The 21,863-nt window shown below is 40.3% G+C and carries 16 protein-coding genes and 1 riboswitch; of the genes, 10 read left to right on the top strand and 6 right to left on the bottom strand.

What is annotated here, in order from left to right; all coding sequences use genetic code 11:
* Positions 1–101 precede the first annotated feature (101 nt).
* The 4 genes from PSR9079_RS10130 to PSR9079_RS10115 all read left to right on the top strand — a co-directional run bounded on the left by PSR9079_RS10130 (position 102) and on the right by PSR9079_RS10115 (position 4,922).
* The gene (locus tag PSR9079_RS10130; RefSeq protein WP_149981372.1) at positions 102–584 is read left to right on the top strand and encodes a YajQ family cyclic di-GMP-binding protein; all 483 of its coding nucleotides are present in this window, start codon (positions 102–104) and stop codon (positions 582–584) included.
* A gap of 173 nt (positions 585–757) precedes the next feature.
* Positions 758–935: riboswitch (cobalamin riboswitch) on the top strand.
* A gap of 34 nt (positions 936–969) precedes the next feature.
* Positions 970–2,805: a TonB-dependent receptor domain-containing protein gene (locus PSR9079_RS10125; RefSeq protein WP_149981371.1), complete on the top strand. Its 1,836-nt coding sequence runs from the start codon at positions 970–972 to the stop codon at positions 2,803–2,805.
* A 304-nt stretch (positions 2,806–3,109) separates the two neighbouring features.
* The gene (locus PSR9079_RS10120) at positions 3,110–4,126 is read left to right on the top strand and encodes a hypothetical protein (RefSeq protein WP_149981370.1); all 1,017 of its coding nucleotides are present in this window, start codon (positions 3,110–3,112) and stop codon (positions 4,124–4,126) included.
* Entirely contained in the window at positions 4,119–4,922 is an 804-nt protein-coding gene (locus PSR9079_RS10115; RefSeq protein ID WP_149981369.1) for a hypothetical protein, read from the top strand. The genes PSR9079_RS10120 and PSR9079_RS10115 overlap by 8 nt, the downstream gene beginning before the upstream one ends.
* A gap of 83 nt (positions 4,923–5,005) precedes the next feature.
* Here the strand turns inward: PSR9079_RS10115 and msrA are convergent, their stop codons facing one another.
* The 3 genes from msrA to PSR9079_RS10100 all read right to left on the bottom strand — a co-directional run bounded on the left by msrA (position 5,006) and on the right by PSR9079_RS10100 (position 9,843).
* Positions 5,006–5,539, bottom strand: coding sequence for a peptide-methionine (S)-S-oxide reductase MsrA (gene msrA / locus PSR9079_RS10110; protein WP_149981368.1), 534 nt, complete (start codon positions 5,537–5,539; stop codon positions 5,006–5,008).
* A gap of 149 nt (positions 5,540–5,688) precedes the next feature.
* A complete protein-coding gene (locus tag PSR9079_RS10105) occupies positions 5,689–8,787 on the bottom strand; it encodes an efflux RND transporter permease subunit (RefSeq protein WP_149981367.1) in 3,099 nt (1,032 codons plus the stop codon).
* A 3-nt stretch (positions 8,788–8,790) separates the two neighbouring features.
* Positions 8,791–9,843: an efflux RND transporter periplasmic adaptor subunit gene (locus PSR9079_RS10100; RefSeq protein ID WP_149981366.1), complete on the bottom strand. Its 1,053-nt coding sequence runs from the start codon at positions 9,841–9,843 to the stop codon at positions 8,791–8,793.
* A 246-nt stretch (positions 9,844–10,089) separates the two neighbouring features.
* Between PSR9079_RS10100 and PSR9079_RS10095 the strand changes: the two genes are divergently transcribed.
* The 4 genes from PSR9079_RS10095 (at position 10,090) to PSR9079_RS10080 (ending at position 13,450) form a co-directional block, all read left to right on the top strand.
* Complete coding sequence (locus tag PSR9079_RS10095; protein WP_149981365.1) at positions 10,090–10,818, top strand: DUF2982 domain-containing protein; 729 nt, start codon at positions 10,090–10,092, stop codon at positions 10,816–10,818.
* Between the two features lie 16 nt (positions 10,819–10,834).
* Complete coding sequence (locus PSR9079_RS10090; RefSeq protein ID WP_149981364.1) at positions 10,835–11,167, top strand: hypothetical protein; 333 nt, start codon at positions 10,835–10,837, stop codon at positions 11,165–11,167.
* 103 nt (positions 11,168–11,270) lie between these two features.
* Positions 11,271–12,944 carry an Lcl C-terminal domain-containing protein gene (locus tag PSR9079_RS10085; RefSeq protein ID WP_149981363.1) on the top strand — a complete coding sequence of 558 codons (1,674 nt, stop codon included), beginning with the start codon at positions 11,271–11,273 and terminating at the stop codon, positions 12,942–12,944.
* Positions 12,941–13,450 (top strand): Lcl C-terminal domain-containing protein, encoded by a 510-nt coding sequence (locus PSR9079_RS10080; protein WP_149981362.1) that lies wholly within the window; start codon positions 12,941–12,943, stop codon positions 13,448–13,450. The genes PSR9079_RS10085 and PSR9079_RS10080 overlap by 4 nt, the downstream gene beginning before the upstream one ends.
* A 9-nt stretch (positions 13,451–13,459) precedes the next feature.
* Here PSR9079_RS10080 and PSR9079_RS10075 read toward each other — a convergent pair whose 3' ends face one another.
* Complete coding sequence (locus tag PSR9079_RS10075; RefSeq protein ID WP_149981361.1) at positions 13,460–14,566, bottom strand: tRNA nucleotidyltransferase/poly(A) polymerase-related protein; 1,107 nt, start codon at positions 14,564–14,566, stop codon at positions 13,460–13,462.
* Positions 14,567–14,694: 128 nt separating this feature from the next.
* Here PSR9079_RS10075 and PSR9079_RS10070 point away from each other — a divergent pair, with 128 nt between their 5' ends.
* Both PSR9079_RS10070 and PSR9079_RS10065 read left to right on the top strand, forming a co-directional pair.
* Positions 14,695–15,612 carry an ExeA family protein gene (locus PSR9079_RS10070; protein WP_149981360.1) on the top strand — a complete coding sequence of 306 codons (918 nt, stop codon included), beginning with the start codon at positions 14,695–14,697 and terminating at the stop codon, positions 15,610–15,612.
* 13 nt (positions 15,613–15,625) lie between these two features.
* Positions 15,626–16,651 (top strand): general secretion pathway protein GspB, encoded by a 1,026-nt coding sequence (locus PSR9079_RS10065; RefSeq protein WP_149981359.1) that lies wholly within the window; start codon positions 15,626–15,628, stop codon positions 16,649–16,651.
* A gap of 47 nt (positions 16,652–16,698) precedes the next feature.
* On the opposite strand, the gene PSR9079_RS10060 is transcribed toward PSR9079_RS10065, so the two are convergent.
* A complete protein-coding gene (locus PSR9079_RS10060; protein WP_149981358.1) occupies positions 16,699–17,895 on the bottom strand; it encodes a cyclic di-GMP phosphodiesterase in 1,197 nt (398 codons plus the stop codon).
* Positions 17,896–18,003: 108 nt separating this feature from the next.
* A complete protein-coding gene (gene putA, locus PSR9079_RS10055; RefSeq protein ID WP_149981357.1) occupies positions 18,004–21,807 on the bottom strand; it encodes a bifunctional proline dehydrogenase/L-glutamate gamma-semialdehyde dehydrogenase PutA in 3,804 nt (1,267 codons plus the stop codon).
* Between the last annotated feature and the right edge of the window lie 56 nt (positions 21,808–21,863).

Raw genomic sequence — 21,863 nt, 5'->3', positions numbered from 1 at the left:
GCTGAACAAAGCATAGAAAAGTGTAAAGATTTATAAAATTTATATAGTATAATTATCGACAATATAAATTTGAATTAAAAATATCTTGCTAGGAGAGACTTATGCCTTCATTTGACATTGTTTCGGAAGTCGAAATGAACGAAGCAAAAAATGCTGTTGATAACGCTAACCGTGAACTTGAAACTCGCTTTGATTTTAGAGGCGTTGATGCGTCAATAGAGCTTAATGATAAAACCATTAAACTAAAAGCAGAAGCTGATTCACAGGTTATGCAGTTGTTTGATATTTTAGCGAGCAAAATATCAAAGCGCGGTATGGACGTATCAAGTTTAGAGCTGCAAGATATTTCACGTGCGGGAAAAAATGTTTTCCGTAATGTTGCGCTAAAGCAAGGTATCGAAAAAGATATGGCTAAAAAAGTAGTTAAAGCCATTAAAGACTCTAAAGTGAAAGTACAAGCCGCGATCCAAGGCGAAGAAGTACGTGTAACGGGCAAAAAACGTGATGACCTACAAGAAGCCATGCAAGTAGTACGCAGTGCTGATTTAGGGCAACCATTTCAGTTTAAAAACTTTAGAGATTAGAAAGCTAGGAGCTAGGTTTCTAGGTGCTAGAAAAAGCCAAATTGCAGCAATGTAGTTTGGCTTTTTTAGTTTAGAACTTATGGTTATTCCTAGAACCTAGAGTATTTAGATGTATAGCCGTCCATTGACTTTTGTGCTTAAAATAATCACAATAGCGGCCTATTTTCAAGGTGCTTGTGGTTACTTTTCAAGGTTGTTGATTAAGTAAAGCAAGATAATCGGGAAGTTGGTGGCGTTTATAGGATATAAACGAAGTCCAACACTGCCCCCGCAACGGTGATACATACTTTTAGCTAAATTTATTAGCGAGTTATGTTAAGTCCGGAGACCGGCCTTGAAGTCAATTTACTATCACTTGTGCGGTGGGCGCGGGTCAGGGGATATCATGTTAAACAAATCTACTCTAGGCGTAGCAATTGCCGCTGCGTTGTCTTTTTCTGTGTCTGCAGAGCAATCAATTGAGCATATTACCGTCACAGCCAATAAATTTGAGCAATCAATTACTGATGTTCTTGCCAGTGTTACTGTTATTGAGCGCAGTGATATCGAAACAAGTAATGTCCGTGATTTACCAAGTTTGTTAGCAACACAAGTAGGTTTTCAAATAAATTCCAATGGTGGCTTTGGGCAAAACTCTGGTGTATCGCTTCGTGGTTCAAGTTCGCGTCATACCTTGATTTTAGTAGACGGTATTCGTACCGGATCAGCAACCCTTGGTTATACATCAATTAGTAATATTCCTCTTAATTCAATAGAGCGCATTGAGATAGTTAAAGGCTCGCGTGCAGCTGTATATGGTTCTGATGCTCTTGCCGGTGTGATTAATATCATTACTCGTAAAGAGCAGCTATTAACGCTAAATGCAACATTTGGGTCAGACGCTTATCAAAATTATCAAGTCGCTGGTACAGCGGTAGTTGATGCCGTTACAGCATCGTTTAATGCTGGATTTGAAAAAACCGATGGTTTTGACGTATTGCAAGGTGTAGCGCCGGATGAAGATGGTTATGAAAACAAAAACATTGGCTTTAACATTCAATATGCCGATGAATTGTTAGGGGAATTAACTGCGAAAGGGCAATACAGCGAAGGCTATGCTCAATACGACAGTGCGTTTTCGCCTGTTACAAGTACCGTAGAAAATAATGAATTTGAAAACTATCAATTAGCTTTTGGGTGGGAAAAGTCGTTCACAGATCAACAACATTCTGTCGATATAGCGTTATCAAGGGATGGTTCAGAAAATGCGCGCGTAGATTATACTGGCGGTACCGTTGTGGATGTATTCGACACTAAGCGTTCTCAGATTGATTACAATGCTCTTTATATAGTTAATGCGGAATTCGATATCAACAGTGGTTTAAACTGGTATAAGGATGATATTTCAGGGACATCAGGTGATTATGCACAAAATAGCCGTGAGGTGTTCGCCGGCTACATTGGTGGTTATTATGATAATGAGCAATTTTTAGCTAATTTAGCAGTTCGTTATGATGACGACCAATATTTTGGCGATGAAACAACTTATACAGCAGCTATTGGCTATCACTTGCATGAAAATGCAACATTTAGAGTAAGTCAAAGTACGGGCTTTAAAGCGCCAACATTTAATGACCTGTATTATCCAATGTCAGGTAACCCAGATTTAGTCCCAGAAAAATCGGTTAATCAAGAGCTTGGCCTGAGCCTTGATTTTTCTCAAGCAAAGGTGGACATATCGATATTCAGAAATGATATTGAAAATCTAATTGCGTGGGCACCTAATGCAGCTGGTGATTGGCAGCCAGCTAATATAAATGAAGCTCGCCATGAAGGTGTTGAGTTTAGCTTTGCTAATGAAATATTAGGCTTTGATAATCAGTTTAATTTTACTTATTTAGATGCTGAGAACAAAGAAACAGGTACTGCTCAAACGTATGTTTCGCCACGTACAGTAAATTGGTCAGTTACGAAACAGTGGGGCGATTTTGATGCTGGTTTTGAAATGCAGTACCGCAGCGATCGTCAAGGAAAAGTAACTCAGTTAAGCTCTTATACTTTATGGAATTTGGCCGCAAATTACCAACTCAGTCAATCGGTGTCACTGTCATTGCGAGTCGAGAACTTATTCGATAAACAATACAACGCCGTTGATTCAAGCATAGACTCCACAAGCGGCGAAGTGTTTTACTACAATACCGCTGACCGTCGCTTCTTTGTTGGCGCCAGTTATCGGTTTTAGTCTTTTTGGGTTATATCACACCGCATTGAGGGTTTTGGCTTTTAAGTATTCTAGCTTAAACAAAACCCTTGGTTAAATTATTTTTCATTATTAATAGTGTGAAGTATTCTTAATGTTTTCAATGTGAATCAGTAAATTTTAAGATTAATGGATGAATAATAGAAGATTTATTGCTTATTTTATTGAACGTAAAAAATTATATGTATATTTTTATAATGGTTTTAATTTAATTTAATTTAATTTAATTGAAATGTATTTTTTGTTGCGTTATAGTTAGTACCTGTTTTATTTACTATGGATTGTTATGTTAATAAAGAACTTTATTGCTTTATCTGTTTTTTTACCTTTGTCATTCAGTGTGGTGGCGAATAATAATACTTATATACTTCAAGAGTCATATGATAAATACTCATGGCAGTGGGCATTTAGCTGGCTTTTAGAGCGAGCAAATGCTTATGCAGATAAAAAAAGAGAAGTGCCGGATCAAAATGCAATGATATTAATTGGCTCATTTAAACCTGAGTTAACATATAATAGCTTTAATTGGGAAGTGGGCATTTGTGGTCATGATAAAAGATCTAAATGGTTGGCCCCATGGGTTAATACTAAGAAAAGTTCAATAAATACTACTCTTTGGTCTGATTATCCCGTTGAGAAAGATATTGCAGTTAAAAAGTATATGGTATCTACAGGTGTGCCATTTGAGATAGAGAGTAAGAATTATAAAAGCGCAGGTTTAAAACAATTTGCAAGTTTTAAATATTCGTGGTTTATTTCTGAAGGTATTAATCTTGATGTAATTCAAAATAACAGTTCTCACGATTATAATCATCATTACACATTTGACACCATAGGTGAAAAAAATATTTTGGGAGTCGTTTATTCTGATTATGATTTTGGCTTTAGCATTAGTACAAGTTTTGGGCATGATGGTGCAGGAAACTATTCATATGATGGAACAAAATTTAAGCCTACTTGGGGGAAAGATATGGGAGTTTATGGCTGTGGTGCGGCTGTGGTCCAAGTGGAAAAAAATACAAGGCCAAAAGTTGTACAAATTCGTACTGGCCTTAGAGAGTTACCTGATGGTTTACTTATTATGCAAGCTGCGCCTATTCTAAGTGATGATCATACGGATAGTGATAACCTCTTTTATGAACTAGAAATTTTTAAGGATGGTAAGAAGATTTCTAACCCTAGCGATAATAAGAACCCATGGTTTCCTGGATTTTATTATTCTGATAGGAAGAGCCTTACATATAAAATAGTAGTCTCTGATGGCGACTTAACAACAATTAAGCAAGGCAAGATTTTTGAATAAATATATATTTTTTTTATTGCTAGCTTCTTTTATATTTTCATTTTATATTTTTAATAAAGAGAAAGGTAGTGATTTATTGACTGTTAAACAGGTCAATATTAATAAAAGTACTAACATTACTAACGCAAACATTGAAAAGGGGCTAATCAAGCCTGAAATTTTAAATGAAAATGGTAATTTTCAAGAAGTAGAAGTTAAGGATAGCTATGGTTTAGGAAAGTTAACTGAGTATAGTGATATTACTTTTTTTGATGAGACAAAAAGAATATCCAATTTTATATCATTAAACATGGAGTGCAAAGCTTTACGTGGATATGAGAGTGATGAGGATTTTTTGGCAAATTATCATCTCTCAAATTCAATGGATTATAATGATGCAGTAGCTCTAATTAAGTCTTGTAATAAAACTTCGATTAACTATGATGAGATGATTTATTTAATCTTTAAACATCATTCTGAATACGATAATGAAGATTCTTTAAAGTTATTCATGAAATATACGCCAAGGAAATTCACTCGTTATAAAGAGTTGGTATTTGAAGGGATTGAAAAAGGTTATTCAATTTCTCCAGAGATACTTTCTTTACTTAAAGTTACAGATGATGCTTATCTTCAATACTTTTTATCATACTATTTACAAAGAAAAGGTGATCTAATATACGATAAAGACGTTATTTCTAGTTATATTAATAAAAGTCAGGTTGAGCTGGATGCCTCTGAATTAGAAAGAATTGAAAATTTAGTTAATGAAGAAAATATTAAATTAGAAAGTTTTGGTCGAACGAACTCTTTATAAAATTAATTTTAAAACCTCCTACTATGATTATGGCTGGAGGCTTTTCGTAGTTAAATTTTCTTTTTGGTATTTACTTATTTAATCTAAATCAAAGAGTCTATAAAAAATTTCTCAAACTTTTTCAGTTTAGGTTCAATCAATAAGCTGCAATAACGCTGCTCAGGGTTTTCGTTGTAGTAGTCTTGGTGATACTGCTCTGCAGGGTAGTAAGTGGTTGCAGGGCTAACTTCAGTGACGATATCTTCGCGTATTTGGCTTTGTAATTTTGCAATATATTGATTAGTTTGCGCTTGCTGCTCGCTATCATGATAATAAATCACACTTCGATATTGGGTACCTATATCATTACCTTGGCGGTTTAGCTGAGTGGCATCATGCAGGGTAAAAAACATCGCCAGTAAGGTTTCATAGCTTATCAGGTTACTGTCAAACTTAATCTGTACAACCTCTGCGTGGCCGGTGAGGCCAGTGCAAATTTGTTTATACGTAGGCTCAGTTGTTTCGCCGCCAGTATAGCCAGAGCTTACTTGTAAAACGCCTTTCACGCGCCTAAACGCGGCATCAATACACCAAAAGCAGCCACCACCAAATGTTGCTGTTTCATTTGTTATACTCATTAGTTGTTCCTTAAAGCTATTAAATTACACGGATGATCTAGCGTATCAGAAGAACGAGCAAGGTGGTTTATTATTTCATTTAATTACAGCAGGGAAGTGTGTGGAAGTGAAAAGTAGCGTTGCTATGGGTTTGCAACGCTACGATGAGATTAAAGCTCTTTTAGCGGCCTTTCAGCTTCTTGTTGGTTGAGCTTTTGTTGTAAAAACTCAGGAGACTGAGTATTGCGAGCCAGCGCATAGTACGCCGCAGGAACAACAAATAGCGTAAGTATGGTTGCGACAATAACGCCAGTAAACACCACTACACCAATTACCATACGGCTCTCTGCACCAGGGCCTGAGGCTAGCACTAGTGGCACCGCACTCATTACCGTAGTCAAAGAGGTCATAATAATTGGTCGCAATCTTTGGGTTGCTGCTTGTAAAATAGCTTCACTAAACTCTACGCCTTTATCGCGCAATTGATTGGTAAATTCGACAATCAATATACCGTTCTTAGCACTAAGACCAATCAGCATTACAATGCCTATTTGGCTGTAAATGTTTATGGTTAGTCCTGCAACCCATAAACCAAACATTGCGCCCATCAAACCCAGTGGCACAGTGAGCATGATCACAAAGGGGTGCATAAAGCTTTCAAACTGAGCGGCTAAAACTAAGAAGGTAACAGTAAGCGCTAGAATGAAAACATACGTCATCGCTGAGGCACCTTCATAATATAATTGCGATTCACCTTTATAATCAATGGCGCCATCAATTTCGTTTTCTTCCATTGCCACTTTATTTAAAAAGTTAAGCGCTTCTTCAAGGGTGTAACCATCGGCGAGGTTAGCGCTCAAAGTAATAGCACGCATTCGGTTGTAACGATTTAGCCTTGATGCAGTGGCTTCTTCTTTTAAGCTAATTAAGCTATCTAGAGGAACCAGTTCATCACTGCGAGATTTTAAGTAAATATTTGATATATCGGTAGGATCAGCAAAGTCAGCTTTAGTGCCTTTTAAGATCACATCGTACTCTTCACCACGGTCAATAAAGGTGGTAACACGGCGTTGACCTAACATGGTTTCAAGGGTGCGGCCAACATCCGAAACTGAAATCCCTAAATCCGCCGCTTTGTTTTTATCAATACTGATCAAAAATTGCGGAAAGGTTTCTTTGTAGTCATGGTCAATACGCACCAGTCCTGGGTTTTTCTCTGCACGTTCAATGATCCGGTCTCGCCAATCAGCTAATTGTGCATAATCATTACCTTGCAGGACAAACTCAATGGGCCGTGATGAGCCACCGCCACCAATACCACGGCGCATAATAGCAAACGCGCGCACATCGGTGACTTCAGTCATTTTTGCACTGATCTCATCCATTACTTCCCAAGTTGAACGTTTACGTTCATCCCAGTCAGCCATACCAACAATTGCTACACCACCGCTGCCACCCCAGCCTGGTACGCGTACCAGCACTCGACTTAGTTCGCCAGCTTCGGAATAAGGCATTAAACGTTCTTCAATTTTTGCCATGTTAGCGGCGTTATTTTCATAACTAGCCCCTTCAGGGCCACTCATCATGATAAAGAAAGTACCACGGTCTTCTTTTGGCGTAAGTTCTGAAGGAATTTGTTGGAACAATAAATAACTAACAAAACCAGCCAGCAGTAAGGTGATCGTTAAACCACCTGAACGCGTCATATTTGAGCGTAAAGAGTTTTTATAACTTTGCTCAATCTTACTAAAGATACGGTCCATCCATTGGCTGAATTTACTCTCTTTTGAGGATGGTTTGAGTACTAATGAACACAACGCTGGCGAGAGTGTTAATGCGGTAATACTAGAGAAGAATACCGCAGCGCTGACGGCCATCGCAAACTCGGTAAATAATGCGCCGATACGGCCATCCATAAATACCAAAGGCACAAACACCGAGATCAGCACTAAGGTGGTGGCAATAATTGCAAAGCCAACCTCACGGGCGCCACGATAGGCAGCTAGTAGAGCCGGTTCGCCCAGTTCGATACGCCGGTGAATGTTTTCTAGCATTACAATCGCGTCATCAACAACCAAGCCAATTGCTAGCACCAGCGCCAGTAGTGTCAATAAGTTAATTGAGTAACCCATCGCCAGTAAGAACATAAAGCTACCAACCAACGCAACAGGGACTGTTACCGCTGGGATCAAGGTAGCGCGAATGTTCCCTAAAAATAAGAAGATAATTAATACCACCAAAGCCATTGAAATAGCCAAGGTACTGTAAACCTCGTTAATCGATTCTTTAATAAATATTGACGAGTCATAGCTGTCTTGAATAGTGGTGCCTTCTGGCAGATTACGTTTGATTTTTTCAAGTTCAGCACGGGCATTATCGACCACGGTAAGTGTATTGGCCTTAGCTTGTTTAACAATACCAAGGCCAACCATGTTGCGGCCATTACCACGGAATAAGCTTTCATCGTCAGCGGCTTCTAAGTTTACATCAGCAACTTCACCAAGACGAACTAAGTAACCATCGTCACCACGTTTAATTACTAAGTTTTTAAAGTCACGCTGCTCTTTATAACTACGCGCTGTTCGTACGGTAAAATCACGGTCGATAGATTCAATTTCACCAGCTGGTAGCTCAACATTTTCAGTTCGTAGGGTGTTTTCTATGTCACTACTGGTTATGCCACGAGCAGCCATTGCTTGGCGATTGAGCCAAATTTTCATGGCATATTTACGTTCACCACCAACACGCACATTGGAAACACCATCTACCACAGCTAAACGGTCGACAATAAAGCGCTGTGCATAATCAGACAGTTGCAATGAATCCATCGTGTCGCTATTGAGTAAAAACCATGCAATAGGGCTTTCATCACTGTTAGATTTAGATACTTCTGGCGGGCGTACTTGCTCAGGGAGGCTATCTAGTGCGCGCGCTACACGTTCACGGACATCGTTTGATGCGGCATCAATATCACGGCTGATATTAAATTCAATGGTAATATTTGAGCGACCATTTCTACTTGATGAATTAATGCTTTTAATACCTTCGATACCGGAAATACGGTTTTCCAGTACTTGGGTTATTTTTGTTTCGATGATCTCGGCTGACGCACCCGTATATTCAGTGCTTACACTGACTATGGGTGATTCAATATCAGGATATTCGCGCAGCGGTAACATTGAAAAAGCCACTAAACCAAAGGTTAGTAACAGTAGGTTAATTACAATTGCAAAAACGGGGCGTTTGACACTGGTATCAGTAATTTTCACAGTTTACCCCTTCACAGTAACTTTGCTGCCTGAGCGAATTTTAATAATTCCTTCAGTAACAATTTGCTGCCCATTACTAATACCTTCATCAATGGCAACCCAGCCATTGTGACGACCTGCAACGTGAACCTCTACTTTGGTTGCTATTCCGTCTTCAATTTGAAAAACATAATGTTTATCTTGTTGTGGGATCACCGCTTTTTCTGGCACCATCATCGCTTGATTTGAGCTCAGTTGTAATGCTGTATTGAGCAACATGCCCGGGCGTAATAAACCACTTTTATTCGCGAAGCTGGCTGTGACTTCAACACTGCGGGTTATTGAATCAATTCGTGCACTAACGTGTGTTACTTTACCGGTAAAGGTTTTTTCAGGGTAAGCATCATTTTGGGTCATTACTTTCATGCCAACGTTTAATTGCGCAAGGTATTTTTCTGGGACTTTGAAATCGACTTTAATTATGCTTATGTCATCTAAACTTGTAATAATTGTGCTGTTATTTACATAAGCACCTACGGAGATTTGACGCTTACCTAAAATGCCTGAAAAAGGCGCGAAAATAGTCATTTCAGCCAATTTAGTTTTAGCATTTTCAAACTGCGCTTCGGTTGCATCAACGCGAGAAAGTTGCTCTTCGAGCAATGACTTTGCGGTTGCTTGAGAGCGAGAAAGCTCAGTTAAGCGTTCAAGTTGACGTTTTTCTTCACGTAAGTTAATTGCCAGTTCTTTAACGGTGAGTTCTTCTTGCTGCGATTGCAATTGTACGAGCTTTTGACCTTTACTGACTAAATCACCGTCTTTAAAATAAATGTCAGTTACGTAATCATTTTGTGCGCTTTTTATATAAATTGCTTGATTAGCGCGGGCACTGCCGATAGCCTCAATGAGGACTGCATTTTCTTCACTTGCTACAGTGTGAGCGGTTACTTGGGTAGCACTTGCTGTGAAGTCGGATTGCTCACCTTGGCTACTTGGTAAATAAAGATAAACACATAGCCCCAGAAGTAGAGTAATAATAAATGGAAATAGCGCTTTGCCAGATTGCTTTGCATACATTGTTAAAAATACCGGAAATTTAATTGCCTCTAGTGTACAAAATTACAGCGTGAATTGGCGGCCGCGTATCTCATAAATCTGTCGGTTAGGCGTAAAAGTTAAGTTATTTTTTTGTTTGTTCCTGTTTTGTGTTTGTATATGAGAGAGTTATGAAGTTAACGAGCAAATGTCCGCGTTGTATGAAAATACGAAAATTGATTATTTGGACTATAATTATGTACGTTTTTTATATTATTTTTTATCGTTATGGTTAAACGCAAAAATACTGTTTTAAAATTGCGTGCGCAAGGTGCGCGCAATGGTATCGAAATTCTCACTGTCGGTGCGGTGGGGCTGATATTTATAATGCTGTTTAATTTACTGCGGCCCGACGAAATTAGCATTTTCGAAACTTTTTTAGTGAGTTTATGTTTGGCTGCTATTTTTGTTGGTTTTTTAAAAACTCAAGAGCCATATTACAGTTTAGTTATTACAGAACAAGAACTTACTTATCAACATAAATATGGCTATTGGAGTCTGAAGCAAGAAAATCTAAATCGCAGTGGTATTCCTAAAGTAGAACAAGAACTTGAACCGCTTGAGTTAAATGCTGTAGGTATTAAACTTAATGACACTGATGAATTTTTATTACAATTAGCACCAAGAATTGCTGGTAAATTATTGATCGAACAACGGCATTTATTTATGCAAGTAATTCAAAAACATTGCAAAAATGGCAATTGCCCATCAGAATGGTTAGTTGAAGATAATCATTACACTTCTGTGAATGGTCGCAGTTTTAATGGCTTGATAGCCATGTTTGCTAATAGGATGCGACATCTGCGGCAATTAACAGGATATGATTTACTGTTACCCGCAAGTGTATTAGATAGAAGTATTTGGGATTTTAGCCATAGCTTAAATGCATGGCGGAATAACCCAGTCGTATTTATAGAATCTCAATTAGAGAGACAGACGCCTGAAAATAGGCGTTAGTTAGTAGGATGAAGCGATGAGTCAAGATAGATCTTTTATTAAAAGTGGCAGAAATACCATAATCCATAAAGATAAAAAACTCGATTTAGTGATCGTGAATTCTGAAATACACCCAAAAATCAAGGTAACTCAACATGGTTTAGAGCCATTTAAGGAAGAGTTGCCAAAAAATCGTCGTGAAGCTAAAGAGCGCTATTTAGAAATGGTTTACATAGGTAGTGCTGACGTATTTGGAGAAGAGAAGCGCTTACTGTTTATTCAGGCGTTAGATGGTCGTGAGTATAAGGTCGATTATAGTAAAATAGGCACAAAGTTATTTGTCCGTATTCACCAAGATAGCTATTTATAACATCCTCTTTTTGTATCTGGCATTGTTGTTGCTTAATTTATTGATTGGCGTGGCTATTAATATAAAAGCTACGTAATTTCAGTTTTAAATGAGGAATCAGTGCATGAAATCCCCTTTAATGGTTTTACCGTTGTTTGCTGTATTGACAGCATGCGGTGGTGGCGGAGGCGGCAACGATAATCCCGTAGTCGCAGCATCCGTATTTGCTGGCGATGATCAGCGCATTATTGAAAAAAGTGAATTTACTATTGAGGCCAAAGGGTCGCCTGCTGATGGTACCTTTACCTGGCAGCGAGTAAGTGGACCAATTATTGCCGGCTTTCCCCTCACTGGTGCACTACAAACCATTACTGCCCCTGATATTAAAGCAAACAGCGAGCTATTACTGCGTGTTAGTTATCAAACCACCGATGGCCAATTAGTTAGTGATGACTTGCTGATCGAAATTGAGTCAAATAATCAGCTTCCTCAAGTCATTGTCACTCAAACTGCACCCGAAACATTGCCTTCAGATTATAAAGATATAATTACCTTAAGTGGCGCCAGCTCAGTTGATCCGGATGAAAATGGCCAAATTAATAGCTATAACTGGCAACAAATTACAGGGCCAACGCTCGCTGTAGATAGTAATAGCAATGCAACAATTAGTTTCACTCATCCGTTACTTGATACCAACACGCAGATCACTTGGCTGTTAACGGTTGTCGATGATGAGGGGGGCGAGTCGAGCTCGCAGTATTCTCATACCTTAAACAAAACCAGTGAAGTCATTATTGCTAATGCTGGTATTGATCAAAGTGTTATTGAGCTGGAAAAAGTGACCTTAGATGCTACAGATTCAGAAACAGTAACAGACACCTTTAAATGCTACTGGCAGCAAACAGCAGGCACAGCGGTGCTTGATAACCAGCAGCAATGTATTACTTCTTTCACAGCACCGGCAACCGAAGCGGTCAACACCCATACTTTTGAAGTAACTGTGACTGATAGCAAAGGTCGCACTGATAAAGATAGTGTTGATATTGTGGTTAATTCTAAACCGCTTGGTCTTATCAATGATACTGGGATGAGCAAATGCTATAACAACACCCAAGAAATAGCTTGTACAAGTCCTGATTTTCCGCGTCAAGATGCTTCTGTTGGCCGCGATAGTGGGGTTGGCTCGCATATCGAGAAAGTGGGTAAAGGTGAGCAGGCTTTTGATTTTACAAAACTTAACCAGTTTGCCGATGAATTATTAGATAGCGCCGCTAATTTTAGTTGTATTCGCGATAACGTTACGGGTTTGATTTGGGAAGTAAAAAGCCCTAATACAGGCACTTTGCCAAATACGGCGTTGCGTGAAGGACAAAATCATTATACTTGGTATTTAACTAGTGAAGATGGTGTGCAAACGGGGAGTAGCCTTGGCACGCCAAACAGCACTTGCCCAAGTAATAATAATTGTAACTTACAAGTGTATGTTAATGAAGTAAATGCTCTTGATTACTGTGGCGGTACTAACTGGCGAGTACCTAGCTACACAGAGCTATTAACGCTACTTAATTATGGCAAGCATGGACAATCAATATTGCTTGATGAGAATTACTTTCCTAATACGCCTAATAGCAACTTATTAGCGGATGGACTAATTTATTGGACCTCACAAACTGCGGTAGATGGGACTAGCTTATCACAAGCGTATATTTTTGATATGAGCGACGGCAATGATTTGGCATATCCTAAAAGTGATACCGCGTTTGTGCGCTTAGTCAGAACCGCAGGAGCAACACAATGAAATCATTATTAATTGGCTTATTGTTAGCAAGCCCTGCAGCAATGGCTGTGCAGACCTGTTATGAAGGTGTAACACAAACAACGGCTACAGCGCGTTTTACAATGCACACCGATGGTACGGTGAGTGATAATATCACCGGACTTATGTGGCAAACCTGTAGTTATGGACAAAGCTATGACCTAACAACCAATAGCTGTTTAAACAGCATTGTGAAAGTTAATTGGCAAGAAGCATTAAGAGCTGCGGTAAACGACCGCACAGGTGCTTATAAAGATTGGCAAGTACCTAATAATAAAGAGCTTGCCAGTATTTTAGAACATAGCTGTGTAACCCCCAGTATTAATGAGACCGTGTTTTTGGGCAATTTAAGTGAGAACTATTGGACTAGTACATCAGGTATTGCCGATAAAAATTCAGCTTGGGTATACACCTTTGACAGAGGCCTTAACAGTTTGCACGATAAAGAGTCGTTCGTTTATTTACGCTTAGTGCGCTATGAAAAGTAACATCGCCGTTTAAAAATACTGCTGAAATACCTCTAACCGCGCTTGTTCTAGCGCGGTTTTTATTGCTGCGCCCTTAATGCCTTGCGTAATAAATTGCTGCGGGTTAATAGCTTTAGCTGCTTTGGTTGCTGTTAATAATAATTTTTGATTAGCCAGTGATGCTGCTTGGTTAATCTCAACGGCTTTAAGAACTGCCTCGAACCGTTCAGGGCGGCGCCATAAATCGAGTTGATTGCAGCAACTGAGTAATTGCTCTGCGGTGATTGTTTGGCTAGTTAAGGTTGCTTGGTGGGCATTGAGTTGTAATGCTAAGTCGCGTACGTCATTTGGTAAACGAATAGTTTGACTGAGAATTTTAATCTCTTCTTGCGTCAATGATGCAGTGGCTTGTACAAACAATAATGCCTGATCGGTTATATTTTGGCTTTGTGCGTAAGCGTAACGGTTTTTTAGTTGTTGATATAACTCATCGCTCCAGTTACCTGCTAAGGCAGGGCTGATTGCACTAAGCGCGCCTAACTGCGCTAAAATATTCAAAAACTCAGCAAATGCGCCATCCGTTAATGATTTTTCACATTCTAGCCAAATGCGTTCTGCGGTGAGTGTTTGTAACTCTCCTTGGTTGATCATCTGTGTTAGCAATTGCAGGGTTTCTTCGGCAATCGTAAAACCAAGATAATGATAACGAGCTGCAAAACGGGCAACGCGTAATATGCGTAGTGGATCCTCGCTAAATGCGTCAGATACATGGCGCAAAATGCGGTTGTCTAAATCTTGCTTGCCGCCATAAGGGTCAATTAAGTTGCCATCTTGTGCTTTTGCAATAGCGTTAACGGTTAAATCGCGGCGGCGTAAGTCGTCTTCTAAGGTAACATCTGCTGAAAACTCGCAGACAAAGCCGGTGTAACCTTGGCCTTGTTTTCGCTCGGTACGAGCTAGTGCGTATTCTTCTTTAGTTTTTGGGTGTAAAAAAACAGGAAAGTCTTTACCAACTTGTTGATAGCCTTGTTTGATCAGTTGCTCAGGAGTTGCACCGACCACCACATAATCACGTTCTTTGATGATTCGCCCTAATAGCTCATCACGAACTGCTCCACCGACCAAATAAACTTGCATAACTTCCCCTGAATATTAACTGTGCAAACTATTTTACGTTATTTAGCTAATAAAACGCTAACAAGGTTTTCACTTACGCTGTTTTTTTGCCATTATAGGCCGTGATTTAATCAGTAAGGAAATTTAGGGTGTATTTAAGCTATTTTGGCTTGTCAGAGAAACCGTTTTCAATCGCGCCAAATCCACAGTACTTATTTTTAAGCGAACGCCATAAAGAAGCGTTGGCGCATTTAACTTATGGCTTAGGTGAAGCTGGTGGGTTTGTATTGTTAACCGGTGAGGTGGGAACAGGGAAAACGACCTTAACCCGCAGTTTGCAAGAGCAGTTACCTGAAAACACACAAGTGGCGTTGATCCATAATCCAGCACTGTCACAATTGGAACTGTTAGCGAGTATTTGCGATGAATTTCATATTGTTTATGACGAGCAAAATGCGACGTTAAAAACCTTAACTGATGCAATTAAAAAGCATCTTGAAGCTAATCATCAAGCTGGTGGCCACACTATTTTGATTATTGATGAAGCTCAGCTTTTAGCCCCTGACGTGCTAGAACAGCTTCGTTTATTAACTAACATAGAAACAAACCATAAAAAATTACTACAAATAGTACTGGTTGGTCAGCCAGAATTACAGGCTTTATTAAAGCGTAATGAGTTGCGTCAGTTAGCGCAGCGGATCACTGCTCGTTATCATTTACTACCGTTAACTGAAGGACAAACTTTTGCTTACGTTAAACATCGTTTGTATGTTGCAGGTTGTGATCGGGGACTATTCTCAAATGATGCGTTAAAAACGATTCACTTAGTTACTGCAGGTATTCCGCGTTTAGTAAACTTATTATGTGAACGCTGTTTAATGGGAGCTTTTTCTAAGCAGCTAACGATGATTGATAGTGATATAGTAATGCGCTCAGCACAAGAAGCGTTACCGCCGAGTGCATTAAGTTCCGTTAACATAGAGCAGCAGTCGTCGTTTAATTGGCTCTATCCGTTGGCATTTTTAACTGTGCTCAGTCTGGGTATTGGTTTGTCGTTTATTCTTTAATTAATGGTCATATATGTCGTATTTATTAGATGCCTTAAAACAATCAGAACAACATGATGAAGCGTCAGCACATGACAGAAACGCTGAGCAATTAAAACAGCAGCAAGAACTGCAGCGTTATCGTTTTATTGCGATTTCGCTTGGCTTGTTGGTTGCTTTTTTACTGACCTTGATGGCAGGGTTTTCAATTGGTAAATGGTTACAAAAAAATCATTTTAATACCCCTGAACAAGTGGTAACGACTGTTCAGGATCAATCAGTGGAGCCTGCTGATGACAAAACACCTGTACCTGCCACAGTGAAGCCTGAGCAATCGATACCGGTGCAAATAAATCCAGTACAGACTAGCCCAGCGCAAGTTGCTAGCACGCAGCCGATGTCTCAGCCGCAATTTGTTCAACCTCAGCAATACCAACAAGCAGCAGGGCAATATCAGTGGGTGCAAGTGCCAGTAAATACTGCACCAGCTTATCCGCAAGGTCAGCCAATGCTGGTGCAAACACCTAATGGTTATCAGCAAGTATATGCAGCGCCTCAGCAGCAATATAATCCTAATGCAGTGCAAATGCAGCCAATGATTAACAATAGCGCTAGCAATATCGATATGAGTAAATACAAAGTATTGGGGAAGCCTATTGGCGAACCGACTAGAGAGAAATCAAAGCCGGAGGCAACTGTCAGCGATGAAGAACTTGAAACTGTGCCAACGGCGCTTAAAAACGCCTTTGCTCGCGCTATCGAAGATACTCAAAGCACCCAATCTCATCAAGTAACGCAAGGCACTAAAAATTCATCTTATGCTGAGCCGATTGAGTTACTACCTGATGCTTTGTTGGCATTGATGCCAGAAATTAAATACCAAGCGCATATTTACTCATCATCACCTGATAAACGTTGGGTAAAGCTTAATAATCGGGAGTTATATGAGGGAGATAGCATTGGGGACTTAAGAGTATTAGAGATCACTCCAGAGCAAACGGTGCTGAGTTTTGATGATTATGAATTTAGCTTAAAAGCGCTGCAAGATTGGCCTGAGTGACGATTATATAGCTACTTCGCGCAGGCCTATTTCGTTTTCGGTGATCATTACGGCAAAATTGAATTTTTGAAAAATCTAATTAAATCAATGTTGAAATCCGCTGGCTTAATGGCGGATTCTAACGAATCTTGATTTCGGTTATGCGCCAGATCTATATCTTGAACTTGCGTATAGTGAGCGTGTTTTGCATTGTAAAAAGTTTTCACTTGAGGTTTAAGAGGGCTGCTAGGGTTGCTTTTGGTCACTAGGCCGACTTTTTGACTCGATAGTTTAACTAACGTGCCAACTGGATGAACGCCAATACACTGAATAAATTTAGTCAGTAACTCGCCATCAAAGCTATCTGGGCAACCGTCTTTGAGTATTTTAAAGGCCTTGATTGGCTCCATGCCGGCCTTATAAACACGCTCTGCGGTAAGTGCGTCATAGACATCAACAATCGATGCCATACGCACGTACTGGCTTATTTCATCAGCTCGCTTGCCAAACGGGTAACCCGTGCCATCTAGTCGCTCATGGTGAAAGCCTGCAATATCGACAGCAATGCCTTTAAGGCCCGCTTGTTCTAAAATTTCTTTACTAAAACGCGCATGATCCTGAATCACTTTATATTCTTGATCGGTTAACTTACCCGGCTTATTAAGAATGTCATCCGGTATCTGAATTTTACCAATATCATGTAACAGCGCACCGGTGGCAAGTTCTTCAATAAGCGCTCGTTCAAAACCTAAGTGTTTGGCAAAAATACTGATTAAGATCGAGACGTTGATCGAGTGTTCTAGTAGGTAGGCGTCTTTTTCACGCATACGGGTGATGCATGCTAGGGCATCTTGATTACGAAATACCGAATCAATAAAGCCGCTAGCTAATTCTTTAAAGGGGGTAATATCTATAGTGTTACCGGCTTTTATATCGGTAAATGCTTTGCTTTGCAGTTGTTTTGCTTCGCTGTAGAGCTTAAATGCTTTGTCCATCTCTTGCTCAACACTGTGTGTTGTAGACCAAGGATCACGTTGTTTAGGCGGTTCAACCTTTATATCGCTTGTTGTGGCAGTAGGAGTGAGTTCAACGATGGTTTTATCAGGATCAATTTCAACTTCTAAGATACCGGCTTTTATAAGTTGCTGCACGCCAGCTTGCGTTTTTACCCAACCTTGGTTTTTGATTTTAATTTTACCCGTTTGTTTAGTTACGCTATGTACAAACATACCTGGTATAAGCTGATCGATTGGGATAATTTTCAATGTGTTTACTTCATAATAAATAACATACTACAAAGTTAGCAAAATTCTTACTGGATAAGTAGTAAAAAGGGCGCTAATTAGCGCCCTTTGTTAATATCTACTTAAACTCTACTCGTCATCTTCAACTAAAGTCATTAGTGATGTATTACCGCCTGAAGCGGTTGTATCAATACTAATGGTCTTTTCTGTTAATAAGCGCTTGATTAGCGTGTCGTAGTACTCAGCACTGATCACTGGCAAGATTGCTCCTTTACGTTGCGCTAGCTGTTGACTGAAGTAGCCTAAGCGTGATGAGCGCGATGCAACAACAGCACCTGCTAAATGAGGGTGCGCCAAAATAGCTTGTAACTGATTCGGTTTAGCTACTTGGAATACCCCTTCAGCAATACCTGTTGAGATAAACTTATCTTTAAAGGCCACCGCTTCGTCATAGAATAACTCCGACGCTACGGTGATCACGGTATTACCTGCAGCAAGTGCGGTGATGATCGAAATAGCCCAGAAGTTAAACGAGGTACTCTTATCGGCATAACATACAACACAGCCACGCGCTTCAAGGTGAAGGGTGTTTGATTCACCTGTTGGCCCCGGCAAAGTAGTAAACTTACGCATGTGCTTTTCAAGGCGATTAAGTTGGGCACGAGCATCGGCAAGTGTTAATGCTAAATCGTCGGCTAACTCGTCAATAATATCGACTGTGGCAACTTTAGCTAATAACTGACGTACCGCTGAAACACGATCGTTCAGTGGGGTTGCGCGCCAAATTTTTTCATCGCGCATTGAGTTTGCCATTAACTTCTCGACTTGCTCAGCAGCACCTGAATAGTGGTGAGTGTCAAGCTCATCTGGCGTCAAGTTAGTCATTTGCACGTTTTCAGGCGATGCTTTTTCTTTAACTAAACGAGTTAAGTAGTTAGGGCCACCTGCTTTAGGTCCGGTGCCAGATAAACCACGACCACCAAACGGTTGTACGCCAACAATCGCGCCAATCATATTACGGTTAACGTAGACGTTCCCGGCACGCGACATTTTTGCTAAGTATTCACAACGCTCTTCGATGCGTGAATGGATACCCATGGTTAAACCAAACCCAGTGTTATTTATTTGGTCAATCACGTTATCAAGTTCTGTGCCTTTAAAGCGAATGATATGTACACATGGGCCAAATACTTCACGTTTCAGTACAGATAGATCTTTGATTTCATATAAACGTGGCGCAAAGAAATACGCTCCGTTTTCGCTATTATCTGGAATATCACACTCATAATGCAGTGTTGCGTTGCCTTTTAAGTACTCAACGTGTTCGCTTAAGTTCTTCAAGGCTTTTTCATCAATTACAGGGCCGATATCGGTTGATAGTAATGATGGATCGCCAATGTGTAGCTCTTTTAACGCGCCTTTGATCATTTCAATTACGCTATCTGCGATATCTTCTTGAATGAACAATACACGCAGTGCAGAACAACGTTGACCAGCACTTTGGAAACCAGAGCTGATCACATCGTCAACGACTTGCTCAGGCAATGCTGTTGAATCTACGATCATACAGTTCTGACCGCCGGTTTCGGCAATCAACGGTACTTGAATATCATTACGTGCAGCAAGTGTTTGTGAAATGATGGTACCGGTCTCAGTTGAGCCTGTGAACATAACCGCTTGAATGCGCTCATCAGGAACAATAGTTTTACCTACTTCACTACCACGTGCAATAACAGGCTGTACCACATGCTCTGGTAAACCAACAGACAACATAAGCTCAATAGTGCGCAGCGCAATATAGCTAGTTTGTTCAGCTGGTTTAGCAATAACAGTGTTACCAGTTACGATTGCTGCAGCAACTTGACCTAAGAAGATTGCTAGTGGGAAGTTCCATGGGCTGATACATAAAATCACACCACGGGCTTCAAAGCGCTCATCTTCACTTAGCTCTTCGGCGCGAGCTGCGTAGTAACGACAAAAATCAACCGCTTCACGTACTTCGTCAATACCATCTTGTGCTACTTTGCCGGCTTCTTTGATACAGATAGCCACAAGCTCGTCGTGATGACGTTCTAGAATATCAGCAATACGGCGTAATAGGTTTGCGCGCTCTTTAACTGGCGTTTGTGACCACGATTCAAAGGCGGTTTCTGCATTGCTTAGTAGAGTGAGCATATCATCGCTATTTTGTAGCTTGATATGACCGATGATCTCTTGATGATTGGCAGGGTTTTTAACTGCAATTGAACCCTCAGGAATATCGCTTTCACTAATACGGTGCTCTGCAAACCAGTTATCAAGATTTTCCTTGAATGGCGTGATCACATTGATATCGGTTAAATCCATACCTTTTGAGTTAGCACGTTCAGCGCCGTATAAATCAATTGGCATCTTAATTTGCGTGTTGTACTTGTTACGCAAACCTTGCAGTGTTTCTACCGGATCCGGTAATAACGATTCAACAGGTTTAGTGGTATCTACAATGGCGTTAACAAACGATGAGTTAGCACCGTTTTCAAGTAAACGACGCACTAAATAAGCCAATAAATCTTCGTGCTGACCAACAGGGGCATATACACGACACTGAATTTTTTCTTCAGTTACGATTTGGTCGAATAATGATTCACCCATACCGTGCAGGCGTTGGAATTCAAAACCTTGGTTATCACCTTTAGCAACTTCTAAAATTGTTGCCGCAGTGTAGGCATTGTGGGTTGCAAACTGTGGATAAAGTACATCACGCGCTTCTAGCATTTTGATAGCACATGCTTTGTAAGATACGTCGGTGGTTGCCTTACGAGTAAATACTGGGAAGTGCTCTAAACCATCTTGTTGTGTGGTTTTGATTTCGGTATCCCAGTAGGCACCTTTAACTAAACGCACCATCATTTTACGACCAACACGGCTGGCAAGCTCAGTTAACCATTCAATCACAAAAATTGCGCGTTTTTGATACGCTTGCACAGCTAAACCAAAACCATGCCAACCAGCTAGGTCATCATCACTAAATACTGCTTCGATTACATCAAGTGAAATATCAAGGCGGTCCGCTTCTTCAGCATCAACAGTAAAGCCAATATCGTAGCTTTTAGCTGCCATGGCCAGCTCTTTAAGCTTAGGCACAATTTCGTTCATGACACGTTCTTTATGAGTAAACTCATAGCGAGGGTGAATCGCAGACAGCTTCACTGAAATACCAGGGCTTTTAATTGGGCCACGGCCATTTGCCGCTTTACCGATAGCATGAATCGCATTCATATAGCTATTGAAATAACGCTGTGCATCTTTCATGGTGCGCGCGCCTTCGCCAAGCATATCGTATGAATATACATAGCCTTTTTGCTCTTTTTCTGCAGCGCGTTCAATGGCTTCGTTAATTGTACGACCCATAACAAACTGCTTACCCATGATCTTCATGGCAAAGTTTACTGACTTACGAATAACCGGCTCGCCTAAACGACCAATGGTTTTTTTCAGTACACCAAACTGCTGTTCTTTGGTTTTATCAGTGTAGTTAACCATTTTACCGGTCACTAATAGACCCCAAGATGACGCATTAACGAATAGTGAGTCGCTGCTACCTAAATGAGAGCTCCAGTCGCCTTTGGCTAACTTATCGCGAATTAGCGTGTCTTGAGTAGCTTTATCTGGCACGCGAAGCAATGCTTCAGCTAAGCACATCAATACCACACCTTCTTCACTAGAGAGTGAGAACTCATTAAGTAGCGCATCAACACCGCTTTGACCGTCTTGATCGCGACGAATAGTGTGAACTATCTGGCGAGCACGTTCCCAAGCACGGCTGCGGGCTTTTACGCCAACTTCAGCAAGCGGTAAAATATGATCAATTACAGCATTTTCGTCAATGCGATAAAAGTCACGGATTTTTTGTCTGATTGGACACGTTGTTGTCAAATCGCCGTCAAATAACATAAGCAACCCTCTGGTGTATGGAGTCTTGCAGCTAAAAAATTTCGCTGCCCGATTTT

This window comes from Pseudoalteromonas rhizosphaerae (genome assembly GCF_902498845.1).
Classification (GTDB): domain Bacteria; phylum Pseudomonadota; class Gammaproteobacteria; order Enterobacterales; family Alteromonadaceae; genus Pseudoalteromonas; species Pseudoalteromonas rhizosphaerae.
The sequence above is the reverse complement of the archived record's forward strand: the minus strand, read 5'-3'. Positions and strand labels throughout refer to the sequence as shown.